This window comes from Methanolobus vulcani (assembly GCF_006546655.1).
In the GTDB taxonomy this organism is placed as follows: Archaea; Halobacteriota; Methanosarcinia; order Methanosarcinales; family Methanosarcinaceae; genus Methanolobus; species Methanolobus vulcani_A.
On record NZ_VIAQ01000006.1, the window covers coordinates 262,347 to 284,190 of the forward strand.

Annotated in this window: 16 protein-coding genes; 13 read left to right on the forward strand and 3 right to left on the reverse strand. The window is 40.3% G+C overall.

Annotated features, from left to right (window positions below):
• The first annotated feature begins 88 nt into the window (after positions 1-88).
• From FKV42_RS01770 to FKV42_RS01810, 9 genes are all read left to right on the forward strand, one after another.
• Positions 89-886 (forward strand): helix-turn-helix transcriptional regulator, encoded by a 798-nt coding sequence (locus FKV42_RS01770; protein ID WP_154808510.1) that lies wholly within the window; start codon positions 89-91, stop codon positions 884-886.
• A gap of 24 nt (positions 887-910) precedes the next feature.
• Complete coding sequence (locus tag FKV42_RS01775; protein WP_154808511.1) at positions 911-1,687, forward strand: helix-turn-helix transcriptional regulator; 777 nt, start codon at positions 911-913, stop codon at positions 1,685-1,687.
• A 72-nt stretch (positions 1,688-1,759) separates the two neighbouring features.
• Positions 1,760-4,603 (forward strand): PAS domain S-box protein, encoded by a 2,844-nt coding sequence (locus FKV42_RS01780; RefSeq protein ID WP_394348033.1) that lies wholly within the window; start codon positions 1,760-1,762, stop codon positions 4,601-4,603.
• 1 nt (position 4,604) lies between these two features.
• Complete coding sequence (locus tag FKV42_RS01785) at positions 4,605-5,012, forward strand: response regulator (RefSeq protein WP_154808513.1); 408 nt, start codon at positions 4,605-4,607, stop codon at positions 5,010-5,012.
• Between the two features lie 731 nt (positions 5,013-5,743).
• Complete coding sequence (pylS, locus tag FKV42_RS01790; RefSeq protein WP_154808514.1) at positions 5,744-7,096, forward strand: pyrrolysine--tRNA(Pyl) ligase; 1,353 nt, start codon at positions 5,744-5,746, stop codon at positions 7,094-7,096.
• Positions 7,097-7,105: 9 nt separating this feature from the next.
• Entirely contained in the window at positions 7,106-8,197 is a 1,092-nt protein-coding gene (gene pylB, locus FKV42_RS01795; protein WP_154808515.1) for a methylornithine synthase PylB, read from the forward strand.
• Positions 8,194-9,297, forward strand: coding sequence for a 3-methylornithine--L-lysine ligase PylC (gene pylC / locus FKV42_RS01800; protein ID WP_154808516.1), 1,104 nt, complete (start codon positions 8,194-8,196; stop codon positions 9,295-9,297). Before pylB ends, pylC begins: the two co-directional genes overlap by 4 nt.
• A 2-nt stretch (positions 9,298-9,299) precedes the next feature.
• Positions 9,300-10,085: a 3-methylornithyl-N6-L-lysine dehydrogenase PylD gene (pylD, locus tag FKV42_RS01805; RefSeq protein WP_154808517.1), complete on the forward strand. Its 786-nt coding sequence runs from the start codon at positions 9,300-9,302 to the stop codon at positions 10,083-10,085.
• 58 nt (positions 10,086-10,143) lie between these two features.
• Positions 10,144-11,769, forward strand: coding sequence for a methylamine methyltransferase corrinoid protein reductive activase (locus FKV42_RS01810; RefSeq protein WP_154808518.1), 1,626 nt, complete (start codon positions 10,144-10,146; stop codon positions 11,767-11,769).
• A 44-nt stretch (positions 11,770-11,813) separates the two neighbouring features.
• Here FKV42_RS01810 and FKV42_RS01815 read toward each other — a convergent pair whose 3' ends face one another.
• The gene (locus FKV42_RS01815; RefSeq protein WP_154808519.1) at positions 11,814-13,391 is read right to left on the reverse strand and encodes a DNA-directed DNA polymerase II small subunit; all 1,578 of its coding nucleotides are present in this window, start codon (positions 13,389-13,391) and stop codon (positions 11,814-11,816) included.
• A 177-nt stretch (positions 13,392-13,568) separates the two neighbouring features.
• Between FKV42_RS01815 and FKV42_RS01820 the strand changes: the two genes are divergently transcribed.
• On the forward strand, positions 13,569-14,135 hold the full coding sequence (locus FKV42_RS01820; RefSeq protein ID WP_154808520.1) for a signal peptidase I: 567 nt from the start codon (positions 13,569-13,571) through the stop codon (positions 14,133-14,135).
• A 104-nt stretch (positions 14,136-14,239) separates the two neighbouring features.
• Here the strand turns inward: FKV42_RS01820 and FKV42_RS01825 are convergent, their stop codons facing one another.
• Positions 14,240-15,475, reverse strand: a complete 1,236-nt coding sequence (locus tag FKV42_RS01825; RefSeq protein ID WP_154808521.1) for an ORC1-type DNA replication protein — start codon at positions 15,473-15,475, stop codon at positions 14,240-14,242.
• A gap of 928 nt (positions 15,476-16,403) precedes the next feature.
• Here FKV42_RS01825 and mfnA point away from each other — a divergent pair.
• The 3 genes from mfnA (at position 16,404) to FKV42_RS01840 (ending at position 20,384) form a co-directional block, all read left to right on the forward strand.
• On the forward strand, positions 16,404-17,582 hold the full coding sequence (gene mfnA, locus FKV42_RS01830; protein WP_154808522.1) for a tyrosine decarboxylase MfnA: 1,179 nt from the start codon (positions 16,404-16,406) through the stop codon (positions 17,580-17,582).
• 257 nt (positions 17,583-17,839) lie between these two features.
• Positions 17,840-18,931, forward strand: coding sequence for a M50 family metallopeptidase (locus FKV42_RS01835; RefSeq protein ID WP_154808523.1), 1,092 nt, complete (start codon positions 17,840-17,842; stop codon positions 18,929-18,931).
• Between the two features lie 106 nt (positions 18,932-19,037).
• The gene (locus tag FKV42_RS01840) at positions 19,038-20,384 is read left to right on the forward strand and encodes a TraB/GumN family protein (protein ID WP_154808620.1); all 1,347 of its coding nucleotides are present in this window, start codon (positions 19,038-19,040) and stop codon (positions 20,382-20,384) included.
• A 65-nt stretch (positions 20,385-20,449) separates the two neighbouring features.
• Here FKV42_RS01840 and FKV42_RS01845 read toward each other — a convergent pair whose 3' ends face one another.
• Positions 20,450-21,757, reverse strand: a complete 1,308-nt coding sequence (locus tag FKV42_RS01845) for a hypothetical protein (RefSeq protein ID WP_154808524.1) — start codon at positions 21,755-21,757, stop codon at positions 20,450-20,452.
• Positions 21,758-21,844: the final 87 nt, after the last annotated feature.

Genomic DNA, 21,844 nt, shown 5'->3' on the forward strand with positions numbered 1-21,844 from the left:
CTCAGTGGTAAAATAAAAACTTGAAAAACGGCTGATATAACCAGAGATTCTGATAGGCTCGTATTTCAGGAAACAGGGAAAGATGGGTATGAAAACGTCACTGGTAAATACTGTATGGTATTCTGAAAAAAGAAAAAACCTTTTGCTGTTATTAAGTGAGGGAGAGAGAGATCTGGAACAAATTAAAAAATCACTTAATGTGACAACCAGATCAATAATGCCCCAGATAAAAACCCTGAAAAACCAGAATCTTATTAAACAGGAACAAGAGAACTTCAGCCTGACTACCATAGGAAACATTATTGTTGATAATATGCTGCCATTTCTTGACACGTCAAGAATCGTCGAGGAAAACAAAGATTTCTGGACAAGCAGGGATTTTGATGCAATACCCGCACACCTTTTCAGCCGAATGAGGGATCTTGGACATTATTTCCTTATAGAACCCGATATTAACCACATGTTTGAACTTCCCAGGGAATTTGTGGATAATATTCCTAAATCAAAAACAATCATGACTTTTGTCTCATACCTTCATCCTTCATTCCTTTCTCTTTATCTTAAAGCAGCCCTTTCAGGAGCAGATATCGTACTTTTTCTTTCAGAAGCGGCACTGGACAAAATAAGAAAAGAATATCTCGGGCAATTCAACGAATTGATCGGCATGAATGGTACATCCATCTTTCTTTGTGAAGAAAACCCCAGGATACCGATGATAACAGTGACTGACTGGTTTTGCTACATCTGCCTTTTCAATGAAGAAAAGCGGTATGATCACAGGGATATCATTAGTTTTGACGAAAGTTCACTGGAGTGGTGCCATGAACTGTTTGAGTATTACCGGTGTAATTCAAAAAAGCTCTGTCAGATGACAGATGATGGTTAACAAATAGTTACGGGGGCAAAGCATATGGAATCATCATTAACCGAAACAATCTGGTTCTCTGAAAAAAGAAGGAAAATATTGCTGCTATTACTGGACGGACCAAAAAAACCCGAAGAAATGAAGGAAGCATTCGGTGTTGCGTGGCGTTCACTGATACTTCCTCTTAAAGAACTGAGGGAAGCGGAACTTGTCTGCAATCCAGAAGGAATGTATGAACTGTCCTATATAGGAAAACTTATAGCAGAAACAGTAAAACCAGTTAATGGTATTTTAAACCTTTTTGAAAAAGATACGGATTACTGGGTAAAAAGAGATCTGAATGCAATACCAAAATACCTTCTGGACAGGATGGGAGAAATCGAGGACTGTATAATTGCAGAACCGGAACTGAACGATATGTTCGAACCTCCTGTGGAGTTTACAGAGGGACTTCTGCATTCAAAATACGTGCATTCCGTTTTTTCCATCTATCATCCTCTATATCCACCATTTTACAGTGAGCTTGCAGAGAAGGAAACTGAAGTGTCAATTGTTTTGACACAATCCGTGATGCAAAGAATGCTTGAGGACAAAGATAAGGAACTGCAGAAAATGAGGGATTCGCAAAATACGAAACTATTCCTGTACGAAAAAGATGTGTGTCCTCCTTCAATGGTGGTTACGGATAATTTTATTTCGGCAAGTTTTTTCAATGTCAATGGAAGGTACGACCACAGGGATATAATGAGTTATTCCCGGAGTTCGCGGAACTGGGGAGAAGAGATGTTCAAACATTACCAAAATATGGCAACTGAAATCTAGAATTCAGAACACCAGGGACTGCGTATCCATATGAAAGAGACTGGAAGGTGTATGTGATTGAAAAAGAAGGAAATGACAATAAAAACCAAGCTGATTATGTATATAGTGATCAGTGTCTTTCTCGTACTTGTCATTTCAACTGCTGTCAGTATCTCAACTGTGACTGCTCAGCAGAGAGAGCTTGCATATCTCCAATCCGTAGAGATGGCAAGGGATTATGCAAACCAGTTTGACGGTGATATGAGAGCGAATATGGCAATAGCAGAAACCATTGCAAAATCAATGGAAATGTACACAACCTCTGACAGGGAGGAAGTGAATGATATTCTCAGAAATATCCTTGAAACGTATCCTTCTCTTACAGGTGTCTATGTAGGATACGAACCTGATGCTTTTGACGGAAACGACAACGAATATATCAATGCACCATACCATGATTCCACCGGAAGATTCGTACCCTACTGGAATACTATCCAGGGAACGATAGAAGTTGAACCTTTGGTGGACTATGACACCCAGAATTATTATCAGCTTCCAGAGACAACACAGGAAAAAATTGTTACTGAACCTTATTATTATCAGGGCATCTTCATGGTAAGCTATGATGTGCCTATCTTTAAAGAGGGTGAATTCGCAGGTATTGCAGGTGTTGATGTATCTCTTGATTATATCGATGATGTTGTTAGTGACATAAAAGCCTTTGAAACAGGATATGCATTTGTGACAGGAAACACCGGTATTCTGGTATCTCACCCTGAATACAAAGAGGCAATAGGAACACACACCCTTTATGATCTTGGAATTCCTGAAATATCAGGTGCTGCAGACGATATCAAAAATGGAAGGGGAGGGAGTATTGAAACTGTCGATCCTTTGACAGGCAAAGAAGTAATAATGTTCTACGAACCTGTGAAGACAGGTAACTACTCTTTTGTGCTTGTGATCCCAAAAGAAGAGATGTTTGCCGGGGTTACCAAACTCAGAAATACTCTGGTCATTATTTCTACTATTTCAATATTCTTTATGAGTTTTGTCTCTTATTTGATAGCAACATCGATAACCGCTCCTATAGATGAAATAGTTGAGAACTTCAGGAATATTGCGCAGGATGCTGTTGACGGTAAACTGGATACAAGAGCAAAAACAGATGTAGAAAAAGATTTCAAAGAAATTCCAATTGGACTTAATATGATCCTTGATGCTGTGATAGCACCGATACGTGAATCTATCAGAGTTACAAATGCACTTGCAAAAGGAGAACTTGGAGCACGTACCGAACTGGAACTGAAAGGGGAATTCAAGCACCTTGGAGATACACTGGATGATTTTGCAGATTCTTTAAACAATATTATTGCAGATTCCAATAACGTACTTACTGCTATACAGAACAATGATTTTTCCCGTAATGTTCGAGTACATGGAATGGGTGATTTTAATATCCTCACCGAAGGAATTGAAGAAACAAGAAACTCGCTAGATCTGGCTATTCACGAGCAAAAAAAGGCTGAGAAGGCTCTAAGAGATTCTGAAAGGAAATTCAGGACTTTGTTTGAAAGTTTAAATGATGCAATATATCTCACCGATCTAGAAGGAAATATTCTGGAAATAAATGAAATCGCATGTAAAAGAATGATGTATAGCCATGATGAATTCCTTTCTTTGAAGTATATGGACATGGATGCTTCAAATCGTGGCAAAGATTTTCTCACAGTACTTAAAGAGCTATGTAAAATGAAGAGCAACCTCCTGGAAACAATCCATATGAGAAAAGATGGTACTGTCTTTCCGGTAGAATTGAGCAGTCGCATGATCAAGTTCGATGGGCATAAAGCAATCATTACTATTGCAAGAGACATTAGTAAAAGAGAACAAAACGAAAAAGAACTCAAAAAATATGCTGAAGAACTTGAGCACTCCAACGAACTTAAGGAAGAAATGGAGAGTATAATCAATAACAGTCCTGTTATAGCCTTCAAATGGAAGACAGAAACTGACTGGCCAGTGGAATTCGTTTCAGAAAACATCACAAAACTTGGCTATACTGTAGAAGATTTCACATCTAATCGCCTTAAGTATGCCGACATCATACACCCTGATGATAGTGAAAGGACTCACCTGCATATCTCCAACTATTATATGAAAAAGGAGGCTGAACTAAACTACGAATACAGAATATACACTAAATCAGGTGAGATAAAATGGGTAGATGAAAGGACGTTTACCAGGCGTGATCATTCCGGCAAAATTACTTTGCAGGGAATTATCCTTGACATTACTGAACGCAAAAAAGTGGAAGAGGCACTTCTGCAGGCAGAGAATATTCGCAAGAAAGAAATACATCACCGTGTCAAGAACAATTTACAGGTAATTTCAAGTCTTCTTTATCTTGCATCTGATAATTTTGATGAACCGGATGTAATAGAGGCCTTTTTAGATAGTCGCAACCGTGTGCGTTCGATGGCTCTGATACATGAAGAATTATATCAATCCAAGGATATGAAGAGTGTTGATTTTTCTGATTACACAGAGAAATTGATGAATTACCTATCCGGATCATGCAAAGATGGAAAGAAGGATATTAAGCTTGTTTCTAAAATCGAAGACGTTTATCTGAACGTTGATACAGCTGTTCCGCTTGGTATGATAATCAATGAACTTGTTTCAAACTCACTTAAACATGCTTTCCCCGAAATGAAAGAAGGGGAAATAAGTGTGGAACTCAATGTCGTTAAAAATGATTTTTTATTGAAAATAAAAGATAATGGAATTGGTATCTCTCCGGATATAGATTTCAGAAATACAGAATCCCTGGGTTTACAGCTTGTGACCACGTTGGTTGACCAGATCGATGGAACCATCGAAATGAACTCAATTCACGGAACAGAATTTATCATAAACTTTTCAGAGAGGAACTAGAATGGAAGAAATAGAGATTATTCCTAAGATACTTGTTGTTGAAGACGAAAATATCGTTGCTTTGGAACTAAAGAAAAGGCTGAAAAAGCTTGGGTATCAGGTTCCAAGTGTTGCAGCAACCGGGATGGAAGCAATTAACAAAGCTAAAGGGTTCCTTCCGGATCTTGTGATCATGGATATCAGACTAAAAGGAGATATGGATGGAATTCAAACAGCGCAGGAGATTCATGAAAGATTCAATATACCAATAATATATCTTACCGCCCATTCGGACGATGAGACCCTTAAAAGGGCAAAGCAGACAGAGCCGTACGGATACATTTTAAAACCCTTTGAAGAAGATGACCTTCGAACGGCAATTGAAATAGCTTTATATAAGCATAAAATGGAAAATTGCCACAATAAATAATTTCTAATTTCGGCTTTTTTTTGAGAAGATTTATACGTTTTCTTAGAAGTACATTATTTCATCCATAGAATGATAGTTATCATACCCCATGACAATTCACATGTCATGCAGATAATAACACCAAATTATGCTATATATTATTCTGTTCTACTGGAAGTATCCCTTAATAAAAGGGTCTATATCCATAGGCAGGGATACGGGTCGGTATTCCTGCACTTCCCCTGCACTTCCAGGTAACTTTGCTAATATGTCCATATTTACTTATTTAGATTAGAATCTGAAATTCTCATGTATGAGTCTGGTATTACAAGATTATCATACCCTATGACAATTCATATACCCTGCTAATATTGCCACCAAATTATGCTATATATCATTCTGTTCTACTGAAAAGTGTCCCTTATAAAAGACAAATCAGCATGCTACAAGGTAAATAAGTATTCTCGTACCTTCAAAAAACAACCGCTTTGGCGAAAGTTATATATATAGCATTAACCTGAACAAATGCAAAAATATAAATAGTAGCCAACAAGGACAATATATATATATGTCGATAACCAAAACTAAAGATGTTTCTCTTATAATCAGGAGACCAATGAGAAACGATCCAAAAACACAAACGATGGAAGCAAAATCATGAAACAATACAACAAAAACCACAATTGGATACTCGAATATCTGGGATTTTAGGAATTGATTGGAAAAAAGCTTAGACTCCAGGAGCTGTTAGCATGGAAAGAAAGCCACTTGATACACTTATTGGCAAAAATGGATTATGGGTGTCACGCAACGGACATCTTCACGGGGTGAAGAGTTGCCAGACATCACAGAAGTATGTTAGAATAGAAATGGATTGCGGAGAGATTATCACTGTACGCAATTCCAGAACAAGCAGGTCCGCAAGGGCCCTGAGGAACCATAAGTTCCACAAACCCTGCAAACGCTGTCGCCTGTCGGACGACAGAATCAACGAATTCTCAAAGAAGATCTCAAGAAAGGATGAAGCTGAGATCAAAATCGTTCGCTCGTTCAGACTTCCACCTGAAAAGCCTGCCGAGCCTGTTAACGTAAAACCCGCAGCAGTTAATGAAACTGATAATCCTGCAACTCACATTCATAATGAATCCCGGGCTGGAATAACTGCCGATAGTTCCACCTACCACAGATCAGCTTTGAAACACAATACAAGCGGTTCCAGCCCTTCCAAACCTAATTCTTCCAGTACTAAGAAGGCGAAGAAGACATCTTTACAGCCACAGCAAGCAAAGTCAAAAAAGACTGAGTTCACACCACTGCAAAAGAACAGGATACTCTCACTTTTAGGTCCCGGAGAAATGATATCATTCTCAAAGGAGAAGAGATCCTTTGCAGAACTCGAATCCACCCTGACTATCCAGCGTAAGAAGGACATCAGGGAGATGTATGAGGATAGCCGTGAAAACCTTCTTGGAAAACTTGAGAGAACAATTACAGAGTTTTTTGTGGATATGGGCTTCCTTGAAGTCAAGTCCCCGATCCTCATTCCTTTCGAATACATGGAAAGGATGGGAGTTGGAGAAGACAAGAAGCTCTCAGAGCAGATATTCAGGGTCGGAGACAACATGTGTCTGCGTCCAATGCTTGCTCCCGGACTCTACAACCACCTGAGGAAATTTGATAATGTACTTCCTGACCCGGTCAGGATATTTGAAATAGGTCCCTGCTACCGCAAGGAATCTGACGGAAACAGTCACCTTGAAGAGTTCACCATGCTCAATTTCTGCCAGATGGGATCCAACTGTACCAGGGACGAGCTTGAGTACCTGATAAAGGAACTCCTGGATTTCCTGGGAATTGAATTCGAAATAGCTGAAGATAGCTGCATGGTCTATGGTGACACCATCGATGTGATGCACAAGAAAATGGAACTCTCATCCGCCGTTGTTGGTCCGGTCCCAATGGATATGGACTGGGGAGTAGATAAACCCTGGATCGGAGCCGGTTTTGGTCTTGAAAGGCTGCTAAAAGCGAAGCATGATTTCAAGAACATCAAACGTGCAGCCAGATCAGAATCATACTACAACGGAATAAGCATCAATCTTTGAGGTAGAACCATGATAAAGGACATTAATTACCGGGATCTTGACATTATTGCTGATAATATAATAAACGGACAGAAGCTCACCGATGATAACCTTAGAGAGCTTCTTTCCCTGACAGAAGAAGAAGACATAGAGAAGCTTCAATACGTTGCAAGAAAAGTGAGAGACCACTATTTCGGGAACAGGGTATTCCTCTATAGTTTCGTTTACTTCTCAACGCATTGCAAGAACAACTGTGCTTTCTGTTACTACAACAGGTGCAACGAAATACAGCGCTATCGCCTTAATCTGGAAGAGATCCGCAGCATAGCACGAGCAATCAAGAACGAGACCATCCACATGGTAGATCTTACCATGGGCGAGGACCCTTATTTCCATAATAATCCTGAAAAGTTCATTGATGTTGTAAAGGCAGTAAAGGAAGAAACCGGACTTCCAATTATGATATCACCTGGTGTTATGGATGACAGGACACTCAGCAGACTGCATGAGAACGGAGCAAATTTCCTTGCACTCTACCAGGAAACACATGATAAGGAACTCTACCGGAAACTGAGGGTCGGACAATCCTTCGATGAGAGGAATCATGCCAGGGAATTTGCCAGAACCAACGGTTACTGTGTTGAGGATGGAATCCTCACAGGTGTTGGAAATGATATTGAATCTACAATAATCTCCCTTCGTGGAATGCAAAAGGGACAACCTGATATGGTTCGTGTTATGACCTTTGTTCCACAGGAAGGAACTCCTCTTGAACAGGTATCACAGGAATCCAGCCTCTCCGAGCTCAAGATAATCTCAGTTCTCAGACTGATGTTCCCTGATAAACTCATACCAGCATCCCTTGACCTTGAAGGAATCGATGGCATGGTGGACCGCCTGAATGCAGGTGCAAATGTTGTCACATCTATAATATCCGCAGATTCCTCACTTGAAGGCGTTGTCAACTATGACAGGGAACTTGAAGAAAGGGACAGGGACTCAAAAAGTGTAATCAGACGCCTGAGGACTATGGGAATGGAACCAGCAAGCCAGGCTGAATTCAACAGGATCATAGAAAAACAGCAGGGAACCCCAATAAGAATCCCGGTGGCTGCACTATGACAACAATATGCATAATAGGTGGCAAGCTACAGGGTTTTGAGGTCACTTACCTTGCACACAAGGCAGGTATGGATGTCGTACTTGTTGACCGCAGGGAAAAGCCCCTTATACGCAAGGTTGTCGATGATTTTCACTGCTTTGATGTTGTCAAGGAACCTGAAAAACTCATCGAACTCTCAAAAAACGTGGATACTATAATTCCTGTGAATGAGAACCTTGAGACAATAGAGTTCCTCAGGAGTGTAAAGGACAAGCTTGCATGTCCCGTACTCTTTGACTTCGATGCCTATCACATCAGCATGGACAAGAAGCGTTCCAAGGACTATTTCAAGTCAATTGACATCCCAGCTCCTGCTGATAAACCAACCAAGCCTCCATATTTCGTAAAACCACCTTGTGAGAGCAGCAGCATCGGGACATCTATAATATATGATAACGAGGGTCTGGAAGGACTTGACCCCTCAATGCTCATCGAGGAATATGTTGAAGGCGATGTTATTTCTCTTGAGGTAATTGGTGACGGAACTCATTTTGCAGTTGTTAAAGAAACGAAGATACACATCGATGATACCTACGACTGCCACATGGTGACACCTATCGATAATTATCCTGAGTTCAGGAAGATTACCTATGAGCTCGCTAAGAACCTCAATCTCCGGGGAATTATGGACGTTGAAGCAATAGACAGCCCCAGGGGACTTAAGGTACTGGAAATAGATGCAAGATTCCCTAGCCAGACACCCACAGCCGTTTACCATTCTACAGGAGTTAACCTTGTGGAAATGCTCATGCAGGCGTTTTTGGGAGAAGTCCAGGAAACTAACATGGTTCCTGAGACTAACTATTGCATCTACGAGCACCTTTTGCTTGAAAATGGAGAGCTAAAACCTGTTGGTGAGCATGTGCTCTCACAGGGAGACGAATACGTACAGTTCCACGAGTCAGAAGGACTTGAAATATTCGAGTCCAGAGGAGATAACAAAGATAGCGTTTTCACCCTGATAAGCTATGGAACCGACAGAGAAGAGACTGAAAAGATAAGACAGAATGGAATGGAAATGATCATCGGTCATTTCATGAACAGAGAACAGGAGGAATAAAAATGGCACTTTTAACACCGGAAGACCTTGAGAACCTTTCAATGCAACTTGAAGAGAATGATGAGATTGCAAAAAAAGTCACAGGTCTTGATATAAGAGGTATATGCAAAGCACTATACGATACAGAGCCCGGTACTGAAAAAGTAGGAATCATTCCAATCACCGCTGGCAATGGTGTCATCAGTAACTTCACATCGTCACTCCTGTTCATAGTCCGGTATTTCGGCTTTGAAGGTTTCATAACAGAACACCCGGATGTCACAGGTTATTATGAAGCTGTTTCTCAGGGTGCTGATATCATAATGATGGCGGATGACCACATCTTCACTGCCCACAACCTGAGGAATGAAAAAATAGTGAGCAACCACGTTGCAACAGGTGTAATCTATGCAGATATCGCTTCAAGATTCCAGGAAGCCACATCAAAGGATATACTTGTTATCGGACTCGGAAGAGTTGGTTATGCAGGAGCCTGCCATCTTGTGAACAAGGGATTCAATGTCTACGCATGCGACCCGAACAAGGAATTCCTGCACAAAGCCGTGAATGAACTTGGAATCAAGCCCTATTGCAGTGATGACAGGAAGAAATTCTCAATGGTCTTTGAGGCAACACCAAATGCAGACACCATATCCGAAGGTATGATCGAGGAAAGGTGCCTAGTCTCAACTCCGGGGATTCCATGCGGACTTCCACCTGAAATCGGACAAAAATATCATGTTGACCTTGTAATGGAGCCACTTGTAATAGGAGTGGCTTCAATGCTGTATTCTGTAATCCAGAATTAAGCTGTAAGTTAAGTCTAAGTATAAATCTAAATGAAATTGGAAATGGAGTGCTAAGAAAATGTATGTGATTTCCCTAGACCTTGGAACAAGTGGTTTCAGGTCACAGCTTATCGATCTTGAGAAACAGGAAACTGTAAAGACTGTAATCACAATGGGACACCCGCTTCCTGGTGGAAACGTAATGGACCACCTCGATTTTGCGATGGCTACCGGAACAGATGTAGCCCACGGACTGATTATCGAAACTGTGAAAGAGATATTTGAAAAGTTCGATGTTGAACCTGAAAAGATACAGAGAATAGCTGTTTGCGGTAATCCGATACAACTCTCACTTTTCCAGAACATGGAGATAAGGGACCTTGCATATGCAGGTGAGAACAAACAGGCATCTCTTGGTGTAAAGGATGTGAAAAGAGATGCAAGGATTTTCCCTGCAAACGAGATTTTCGGAGATGTCTACCCAATGGATAACTGCGAGATAGTCATCCCTCCGGCAATCAAACACGAGATTGGTGCGGATGCTCTTGCAATGATGCTGGAAACCGATTTCATTCACCAGACTGAACCCTGTCTTGTTACCGATTATGGAACCAATGCCGAAATGGCATTGAAGATTGGTGAGAAAATAATAACCGCAAGTGCAGCCGCCGGTCCTGCAATCGAAGGACAGGGAATTGCATGCGGAATGCTTGCAGGTCCGGGAGCTATCAGTGATATCAATGTTGAGAACGGTCATTGGAGACTCACTGTAATTGACAGTACAATGAATCCTGGAAAAGGCCCTCTTGTAGATCCGGTAAGTGGTGAAACCATCGAGGAAGGAGATCTTATCCCGAAAGGCATCACCGGTACTGGAGTTATTTCCACAATGGCACTTGCAATAAAGGAAGGACTTATCGAAAAACTACCACAACTGCCCAATGGAAAACTGATACTTGGTGATAGTATTGTCATCACTGACAAAGATGTGGAGGAAGTAGGTAAGGCAATCGGAGCAATCCGTGCAGCTCACATGACCCTGATGGTTGAATCCGGCCTGAAATATGGAGATTTGAGGTACTCATACATGTCAGGTGCAACAGGCACGTATGTAGATGCTAACAAAGCAAGACACATAGGTTCAGTTCCTGGTTTTTCAAAAGGAATTATCCAGTTTGGGAATACTTCTATCGGACTTGCAAGAAAACTTGCACTAGATGTTTCAAAGCTGGATGAAGTTATTGCTGTTGCAAAGAGGATACATGCAGATCACCTGATGATGGCCACAAGCGAGACTTTTAAGGATATCTACGTCTGCGAGCTCTCAACATGGCAGCAGGGAATGCCAGCCGAGATGTATGCCCAGATGCTAGAAATGTATGGTATTCCTGTATTCCCACAGGATCTTGAAAAAGTTGAGATCGAAAGAAGGGTTTCAAGGGATATTGATGATGTAGGCTACCTTGGTCTTGATATCGTAAAGGATATCGGTATTACACTCGAAGCTCCGGTTGAGAAATGCATACTTTGCCATGAATGCGAGGAAGAATGTCCTGAGGATGCACTGGAAATAATTGAGGAAAACAGTGCAAGAATTGTCAATATCGACAGTCAGCACTGCCTTGGTACAAGCTGCAGGCGTTGTGTGACAATCTGCCCTGAGCAGACGATGAATCATTCATTGCTGAAGATCAGGGAAAAGTAATGATAAATCATTAAGGTTCCAGTGGAAATTAACGGGTTATCGAATCATTCATTGAACTTTAAAATTGTTGTTTTCAGGGTTTCAAGATCAACCACCGGCACCTGTGCAGGTGTCGGGACAACATTTACTCTTTTCTGGAACTCGGTCTGGTCCTGCCAGGTACCTGAATTTATCAGCAGGACATTTTTGTACCATTCAACTCCCACTGTATGAACGTGACCGCAGTGAAGGATATCCGGTACATTACTAATAACAAAATAATCTCTTTTTTCAGGTGCAATGGAAACACGGCTTCCATATGTTGGTGAAAGATGCCTAAACTTCATCATTTCCACCATTGCCTTTGTGGGTTCGGTATATGACACACCTGGAACTGAAGCTACCAGATCATCAATAGAACGACCGTGATACAACATCACCTTTACACCATCAAGGTCAACGATAGATGGATTGCCTACAAAAGTGACGTTATCAGGGAAATAATCTCTGATGCATTCCGGAAGTCGTGGCTGGGGTTCAGCCTGACGTACCGCATCGTGGTTTCCGGGAGAAATAATGATCTTGATGTGCTTTGGGATCATATGGAAATATTCACCGGCTTTTTTGTACTGGTCGTACACATCCATGATGGAAAGTTCTTCATCCTGTCCCGGATAGATGCCCACACCATCCACAAGATCCCCTGCAACAAGAAGATAGCGAATTTCTTTTGAAATTGCCAGCAGGGCTTCGTTATCAGTGTCCCCATTAAGAAAATCAAGGAAGCGCTCCCATGGTTCCTCAAGAAAAGTATTGCTTCCTATATGAATATCAGATGTAAGTATGGCTTTTCCAAAGCTTCCGGTCTTTTTCGGGTTTACTGCAGGCAGATCCGGAAGTGTGACCTTCTGAGCTATCATGAGGTTTCCGTCATTTGTGAGAGTTCCCGTGAATCCCACAACCTCATCCAATACGAAATGACTGGCCTGCTCAAAAAGATCTTTGTCAGCTGAGCGTATGAGAACCGAAAATGATCCTGTAGGGTCTTCAACCTCCAGAATTTTATGGCCATTGCTGGTGCTTTTCATATCAGAGATCATGCCAATTATGGAAACTTCTCCTGCCTCACGGCTGCCTCTGAAATTTGTACCTTTGCCTTTTTTGAGACTCTCAATAGGGCGGGATGTTATCCTTCCACGAATGATATCACTGAGTCTTGTGTACCTGTTCCTGAAAAACTGAACAAATTCCATGTACTCACCGACACATGTTGAATTGTCGGTAATATCAGAAAGCACGGAAATGGGGTTGTCAACATTACAATAATTACTCCTGAAATCTGATGACATTGAAGATGGCTGATAAGAAGAATATGAATCATATGTATCATCGAATGAATTGTCTGGTTCCGGGGAAAGCTCTTCTGAGAGCTTAAAAGTTTCTTCATTCACATGGAGAGAAGAATTGAAACCTTCCAGATCGATGTGCTCAACATCAATGACAAGTACTGAAAGATCTATATTTTCAAGTACGTAAGCCACAAGTTCCCAAGGGGAACAATGAGAACATATAAGGTCCACTGCTTCAGGACTTATCTGATAGCCTTCTTCAATAAAGGCGGTAAGCACATCAGTTTCATTCATGGTGATATAATTCAATTCGGATATAATTCGTATTTAAGTACGCATTTTAAGTACAGCTTATCTTACAATAAAAATTTGAAAAATGTTTTATAAGGGGGAAACATTTTATTTTTGCAATTATATTCCATACTCATTAATAGATTCTTTCATTGATTTGGACGGAAGACAGGTAAGAATATGAATTTAAAAGAAAGCTACCATGTTTTCAAAGAAAGTGATAATTTCTTTGTTTCGCTTGCCCGGGACATCCTGACTGTTCTGTTAGCCGTATTGGTATTTGCAACTTTCTCTCAGATCGTTTTTGGTATGTGGACACCAATGGTTGCAGTGGAATCCGGAAGTATGGAGCCACACATGAATATCGGCGACATAATATTCATTCAGAGCATAGACAGGACCGAAGTTGTCACTTATGAAGAAGGCATGAATAACGGCAATTACACTACCTTCGAAAAATACGGTAACGTGATCCTTTACAAACCCTACGGACAGGAAGGTGTAACTCCAATCATTCACAGGGCTATGTATTATGTTGAAGAAGGAGAGCCCATGTGGGATGGAGGACCTGCTGCGCCTTATTCCGGTTATATTACAAAAGGTGACAACCAGGTAACCAATAAATACTATGACCAGCAGGGACAGGTCAGTTACCTGATGCCTGTTAAGGAAGAATGGGTAATTGGTGTTGCACGCTACAGAGTTCCATATATTGGATATCTAAGACTATTGCTTCCTGGTTTCTAACGGAATCAGGAACTAAAAACCAAGGTTTAGAAACAAAAATATAAGATTTCAAGATTTAAAAAGTTGAGAATAAAAAAGTTGTAATCTTTAAACCTGATTTAAGTTTAAAGATGCAACTGTGTTGTGAGGACAGGTTTGAAGAACTCAAGTGGTTTAAGCCTGTAATCCTCAAACAATACTTTTTTCGTACTGTTTATTGGAACGCTTAATACGATCTCTTTTGTCCTGCCGTATCTTCCTTTGCTTACAACAACAGCATTGACAATACCAAGCATGTCAAGCTCGGACATGAGATCTGTTACCCTGCGCTGGGTGAGAATATCCATATCTACCTGGAGACAGAGCTGGCGGTATACATTGTAGACTTCACCGGTTGTTACGTTCTTGTAACCGTTGTTCCTGAGAAGCATTACACTGTAGAGTGCAAGCTTGGACTGAGTTGGAAGTGTGCGCACAACTTCAATGACACGGTCAACTTCGATCTTTTCCTGAGCGCCTTTAACATGCTGTTCCTGAACATGGGATTTGTTTTCTCTTTCAGCGATTTCTCCTGCAACCCTGAGAAGATCCAGAGCACGTCTTGCATCACCATGTTCCTGAGCTGCAAAAGCAGCACATAGAGGAATAACCATTTCATCAAGGGCATCAGGCTTGTAAGCAATCTGAGCTCTTTCGTGAAGGATATCACTGATCTGATCAGCATCATATGGCGGGAAAATTATCTCTTCCTCTCCAAGGGAACTTTTTACTCTTGGATCAAGGAACTCTGTGAATTTCAGGTCGTTAGAAACTCCAATCATGCTGACTTTTGCGTTTTTAAGATCGGTATTAATTCTTGAAAGGTTGTAAAGAACGTCATCGCCTTTTTTGATTAGCTTATCTATTTCGTCAAGAATAATAATTACAACCTGTCTTTCGTTGTCAATGGTTTCCTTGAATTTGAAAAACACCTGATCAGTAGGCCATCCGGTCATCGGTACATCCTCACCAAACTGTCTGGTGAGATTTGCAAGGAGCCTGTATTGAGTATCAATAACTTCACAATTAAGGTAGACAACTTTACAGGAAAGTCCAAGTGTTTCTCCTTTTCTTTCAAGCTCGATTCCAACATGCCTTGTTACAGCTGTTTTTCCTGTACCTGTTTTTCCATAAATAAGAATGTTAGAAGGCGTATCTCCTCTAAGTGCTGAAACAAGAATGGACGCAAGACTATTGATCTGGTCGTCACGGTGAACAAGCGAATCAGGAGTATATGAATGTCTTAAAACTTCTTTGTTTTTGAAAATAGGTTCATTTTCCAGTAATTCTTGGAACAGACCATCTAATGATTTATTTTGCATTTACTTATTTCACCCTATCCTTAAACTTACAAACCGTACTCAAACATTGTTTGTTATGGATAAGAATTACCAACCAAAAACATATCAAATCAACTGAAATCTGACTTAAAAATAATGGACCAGATCTCTAGCTTCAAAAGAAAGCTTTTTGATTGAAATGATTGATTGAATTTCCTCTCTCAATTCCAAGCGTTACAATGGAAGTGTAGGTTATTAATGTTTATGGTGAAGACCCCTTAGTTTCAACTGGAATTTTATATAAAAATATAAGAATTATTTTAAAAAAGCATCAGGATACTTAATTAATGATCAATAAACTAAGAAGAATATAAAGGATATTGTTTCATATGGAAGTAAACCCCTTTATTTCAACTGGAAGGTTTATAAAAAACAGAGACCCTATGATTTCGTCTGGAAGCTGGAAAAAAGATATGACTATCTTTTTTAAAAATTAATAAAAAAAGATGGCAGTGTATGTATCGATATATTACTATATAAGCTTTTCTTTATTTTAAGTTAATTTTAATTAAGATATTCAAAATAATTTTTAAAATATTAGCTGAAAATAATAGAAGAATAGTAGAAGTAAACTGAATTTTTCAAAAATAAACACAATTTGAAATTTCCAGTTGAAATCATGGGGTCGCACACATCCATAAAAAATCTGTAGTAATAACAAAATTAAATTTTATAGTTGGATGGTTGATAACAGTTGATATAAATAATTGGTTAATTAACTGAATAATCAAAAAAATGTTTTCAAAAATCAGATTTCCAGTTGAAACATTGGGGTTAGTCTGACAGAATAAATAATATCATTAAACAAATGAAAAGAAAAACTAAAACCATAATAAAATCTTTTCATTTATTCTTCAAACCTGTTCTGCAACACAACTGTTTTAATCATCTTCTTTTATTCATATAGCAAATGAATGAAACTGGCCTATCTGAAGAGAAAATACGCAACATCTTAAACGATTCAAAAGGACAGGACCTGAAATACGAACGTGTGTTGAGTTCTATGTGCACCTATCCACACAGAATAGCAGTTCAGGCACATATGCAGTTCATAGAATCAAATATGGGTGACTTTGGTCTTTTCAGGGGAACATATAATCTCGAAAAAGAGATCTTAAGTTCAATTGGGGATCTTCTCCACAAGGCTGACGCAGTTGGTTACATGACAACTGGTGGTACTGAGTCAAATATTCAGGCAATTCGTTCAATGAGAAACCTCTTTTTACAGAGTGAAAAGTACCAAAAATCACTAAAAAGCGGCCAAAAATACGTAAGACCAAATCTGGTAGTGCCGGAGTCAGCTCATTTTTCGTTTGATAAAGTTTCAGACATTCTTGATGTTGAACTCAGAAAAGCAAGTCTTGATGATGAATTAAAAGTCTCGGTTGAATCTGTAAAGTCACTTATAGATGAGAATACAATCGGTCTTGTTGCAATTGCAGGTTCTACAGAATTCGGACAGGTAGATCCCATTAAAGCTCTCTCGGATATTGCTGTTGAGAAAAACATTTTTATGCATGTTGATGCAGCTTTTGGAGGTTTTGTACTACCTTTCCTGAAAAAGTCCTATGAGTTTGATTTCAAATTGCCGGGAGTAACCTCTATAGCCATTGACCCTCACAAAATGGGCCTGAGTACAATTCCGGCCGGAATTCTTCTTTTCCGTGATTTTCATCATCTTGAAAGCCTTAAAGCAGATACTCCGTATCTTACTGTTTCCACACAGTACACATTAACAGGAACAAGAAGCGGAGCTGCAGTTGCTGCGACATATGCTGTTATAAATCATCTGGGAAAGGAAGGTTACAGAAAAACAGTTTCAAGATGCATGGAACTTACCTCTTATCTTCTGGACAAGCTCGCAGAGATTAATGTTTATCCGTTAATAGAGCCGCTTATGAATGTAGTTGCACTGGAAATACCAAAATGCGATATTGTAAGAAGCAGGCTGGCAAAAGAATTTAACTGGCAGGTTTCAATAACCCAAAATCCACATGGACTTCGTCTTGTTATCATGCCTCATGTAAGTTTTGAGATGATAGACTCTTTTGTTTCCGACCTGAAAAAAGTCCTTGATTCACTCGAGTAGCTCAAAACAAAAAAAATAAAAATAAGAGTTGAGGGGATGAGGCTTGATGGCACCTGGCCTTGAAACGTGTAAGGCGTGTGTTCATCTTGCCTGTTCTAAATTCTAGTATGTGTTTGTTACTTATACTCCTGAGCCAAGCGGGGTGAAAGTATTCACCAATTGATTCAGGAGAATTCTCATGAAGAAATTCCAGAGAAAAAAATTCTCATTTTCAGAAATAAGTTAAAAATAAATATTAACGCATCTAAATTACTGTCATGAATTCTTCATATAAGATCGGGAGCATCATGGGAATACCCATAAAAGTGCACATCACTTTTCTGTTCATTCTTCCCATTTTTGCGCTTGTATTCGCAACAAACCCGCAGCCTTATGGTTTTGCGGATATTGGTTCGCCTGCGATAACATATGGTCTCTCACTTTTAACGACCATACTACTATTTGTCTGTGTATTGCTCCACGAACTTGGCCACTCCTACATAGCTAAAAGTTACGGTGTTGAGATTAAAGATATAACACTGATGTTACTTGGTGGCGTATCATCCATGGAAGAGATTCCAAGGGAGCCCTCCCAGGAATTCAAGATGGCATTTGCAGGACCACTTGTAAGTCTTATAATAGGTTTTGGTCTGCTGGGACTAAATATTGCAACATCTTCTTTAATTTCATCTTACAGTACCACATGGTTGTACCTGATGGTAAATATCCTGGCCACCATAAACATAATACTGGCACTTTTCAATCTAATTCCGGCTTTCCCTATGGATGGCGGAAGAATTCTAAGATCCATGTTTGCAAAAAGGATGAGTTACATAAAGGCAACTCACTATGCTGCATCCGTTGGAAAGATGTTTGCTTTCATGATGGCTCTGATAGGTGTTGTTTCAAATCTGTGGCTGCTTTTGATAGCTTTTTTTGTGTATATAGGTGCTTCAGAAGAAGACAAGTCAACCACTGTTACGGTCAGTCTTGAAAGATACAAGGTTGGCGACATCATGTCAAAGGATGTAATCTCAGTTGAACCGGAGATGACAGTTGAGGAACTCTCACATTTTATGTTTGAGAACAAACATCTGGGTTATCCTGTAATAAAAAGCAATTCTTTAAAAGGGATTGTAACCTTTACAGACATACGTAATGTAATGCCACATGAGCGCTATGCGGTTCTTGTGTCCGATGTTATGACCAAGGATGTTGTAACATTGCCATCAAGCGCCAGTGCGGCAGAAGCATTCAAAGTAATGACGATCAATAATATAGGACGGGTTCTAGTTATGGATGACGATATTGTAAAAGGCATCCTTTCAAGAACTGATCTTATGAGATCGCTGATGTTATTGACCGAGTGACCAGGTAGTTCTACAATCTTAAAGAGGATCTACATTGAAACATGATAATTTAAGTGATTCCCAGGAAAAGTCTTCGGATTACAGTTACACATCAACAAATGATGATATGTATTCCGAGGAATATCCAGGGAGTTCATCGTTTTCCAGTTCAGGGCCTTCTGAGATCCAGATTATAAAAGAGGTCATCAAAGATGATATTCCTAAAAAACCTGCATCTGAAGGTGAACCTGAAAATGCCGACAGGCCCAGCGAGATAATTCTTGTGGGAACAGCCCACGTCTCTGAAAAAAGTGTCAGGGAAGTGAATGCTACAATTGAGCGTGAAAAACCGGACATAGTTGCAGTTGAACTCTGCCATGCCAGGTATGAAGCTATCAAAGGTAATGTTAAAAATACTGACATTCCGGTAAAGGAGCTTCTCAAAGAAGGTAAGGTCTATTTTTATCTTGTTCATATGCTGTTGGCTCATATCCAGAAGAAATTTGCTGACGAGATGGGTGTGCAGCCCGGTGCTGAAATGATAAGTGCCATCGAGGCTGCTGAAGCCAGTGGTGCACAGGTTCTTCTCATAGACAGGAATATTCAGGTAACATTGCAGCGTTTCTGGAGCAAGATGGGTTTCATCGAGAAGCTGAAAATGCTTAGTGGACTTATTGCTGCTGTTCTTGGTATCGGAGGTACCGACGAAATTGATATGGATTCTATCACAAATCAGGATATGGTTTCCATGCTTGTGGAAGAGTTCAGGGATACATCTCCGAATGCTGTCAAGGTTCTTATTGATGAAAGAGACGCGTACATGGCCAACAATCTTGTAAAAGCTGCAATGGGTGGCAACAAGAAGATTGTAGCTGTCGTCGGTGCTGGCCACAGGACAGGTATCCAGCGTTATCTTGAAAACCCGAAGACCATTCCCAGAATTAACTATGGGGTTGAAGCTCCAAAGAAGAAATTTAGCATCATGAAGCTTTTCGGTGTACTGGTGGTTGCAATTGCTCTTGGAACATTCGCATTGCTTATTCTTTCCGGAGTTCCACTGGAAACACTTGCACTTGCATTTGCCTGGTGGTTCATCATAAACGGTGTTCTTAGCGCCGTCGGAGCAATACTTGCAAGAGGTCATCCGTACTCAGTTCTGACAGCTTTTTCGGTGGCATGGCTCACATCCCTTAACCCGATGATGGCTGCAGGATGGTTTGCAGGTCTGACCGAAGCAAAATATCGCCCTCCTACAACTGATAATTTCAAGGAGCTTGTTGAGATCGAAACAACTGAGGATATGATGAAGAACAATCTCTTCCGTGTTGTTCTTGTGGCAGCTCTTGCCAACCTTGGAAGTATGATCGGTACTTTCCTTGGTGTTTATGTAATGCTTCAGGTTACAGGAATTGATCCTCAGGAACTTATTAGCAATGGAATAAGTGCTGGATTTGCAGCTCTTGGACTGGGTTAAAACAAGTTGATCAACAAATTAACCCTATCTTTTTATTCTTTTAATTTCTTTTTTGTTTCTTGTTTTTACTTTGTATTTTTCAAACTTCCCATCTCATCAAATTTAGCTGCCAGCTTGTAGGATATGTTTGAAAGATAGGCTGTTCCCCAGGTTGCTGCAAGCATAGCTCCAAAAAGATCGAACATGAGATCCAGCATTGTATCGCCAATACCATGCTGGGCAAGTATGGCATCGAATCCCAGTGTTGATGTAAGTTCATCGCTCAAAAACTCGATAATTTCCCATACGACTCCCATTGCAAATACGAAAATGAGGATAAAAATGAAGAGTACCCTGGGAGGAATGTAAATCTCATCAACATAGATGTCAATGGCTCTTATCAGAGTGTATCCTGCAGCAGCAACCACACTGGCTGAAAGTGCATGGGTGATATGGTCCCAGTGGTCTATATAGTCGTAGAATTCAAAGGTCCCAATGGTATGCAGGAAGATAGCCAATGTGAGCCACAGTACAAGTCCTGTATCCTGCTTGATGTGGTATTTGCGTGTGATTACATGAGGTACAAAAGTGAGCATAAGTCCGGTTGTTGCGTTCACTGTGGTGGACAGGTCTTTTCTGAAAATACCAAACAGCAGTAGTAGTACCAGTCCACCCTGCATCATTCTGGCCGCCAGGACCTGTGTTTTGTCGGAAATACCAAGAAGCCTGCGTATAGGAGCAGGTGGTCTGTGTGTGACGTAATCATCAGTTTCCACTGAGATATGAGTTGGAACTTCAACAAGGTCTCCATTTTTGGCTGATCTGAAATACCATCCAAACAAAGCTCCTGCTGCAACCCCGGCTATTGTGGCATAGATGAACTGGTACATCACAGTATCATTGATGGCATCAGGTGAAAAGCCGCCAGGTAGGTAGCTGGTTCCAAAATAAATATCCAGCAGCCATTCAATAAGGTGCCATAGTCCTGATATTGCAAGTGTTGTGGCGATAACGAGCAGTATTGCAAACCTGTAGGTCATTTTGACCGAGGTGAACCAGTTGATCTCAGCCGCCATTAGCAATGCAATGGTTGCTATTGAAACATAAAAGGGTATACTGGTGGAAAAGAAATACCATGCAGTTGAACTCCCCACTATTGGAAGAATGGCCAGGAAAATAAAATACCATGATGGCATAACTGAGAGTTTGTGCATCCTGATTGCGGGTGTTATTATTATGCCTATGACAAAGGCAATCAGTATTGTCCACATGAACCTGCCGTAGATGAAGTTACCTATTCCAAGCAGTGTCAGCAGCAGAATTATTGTCCAGCCGATGAATGCGTTAATAGGAGTATTTTTCAGGAGCTTGCGGAGTTTGTCTATCTGGACCATAATTATTTCTTAATCACACTAGATGGTTTCTGCTATTAAATTATGTTTAATCTGGATTTAATCATAGCTTTGTTTAATTGGAAACTA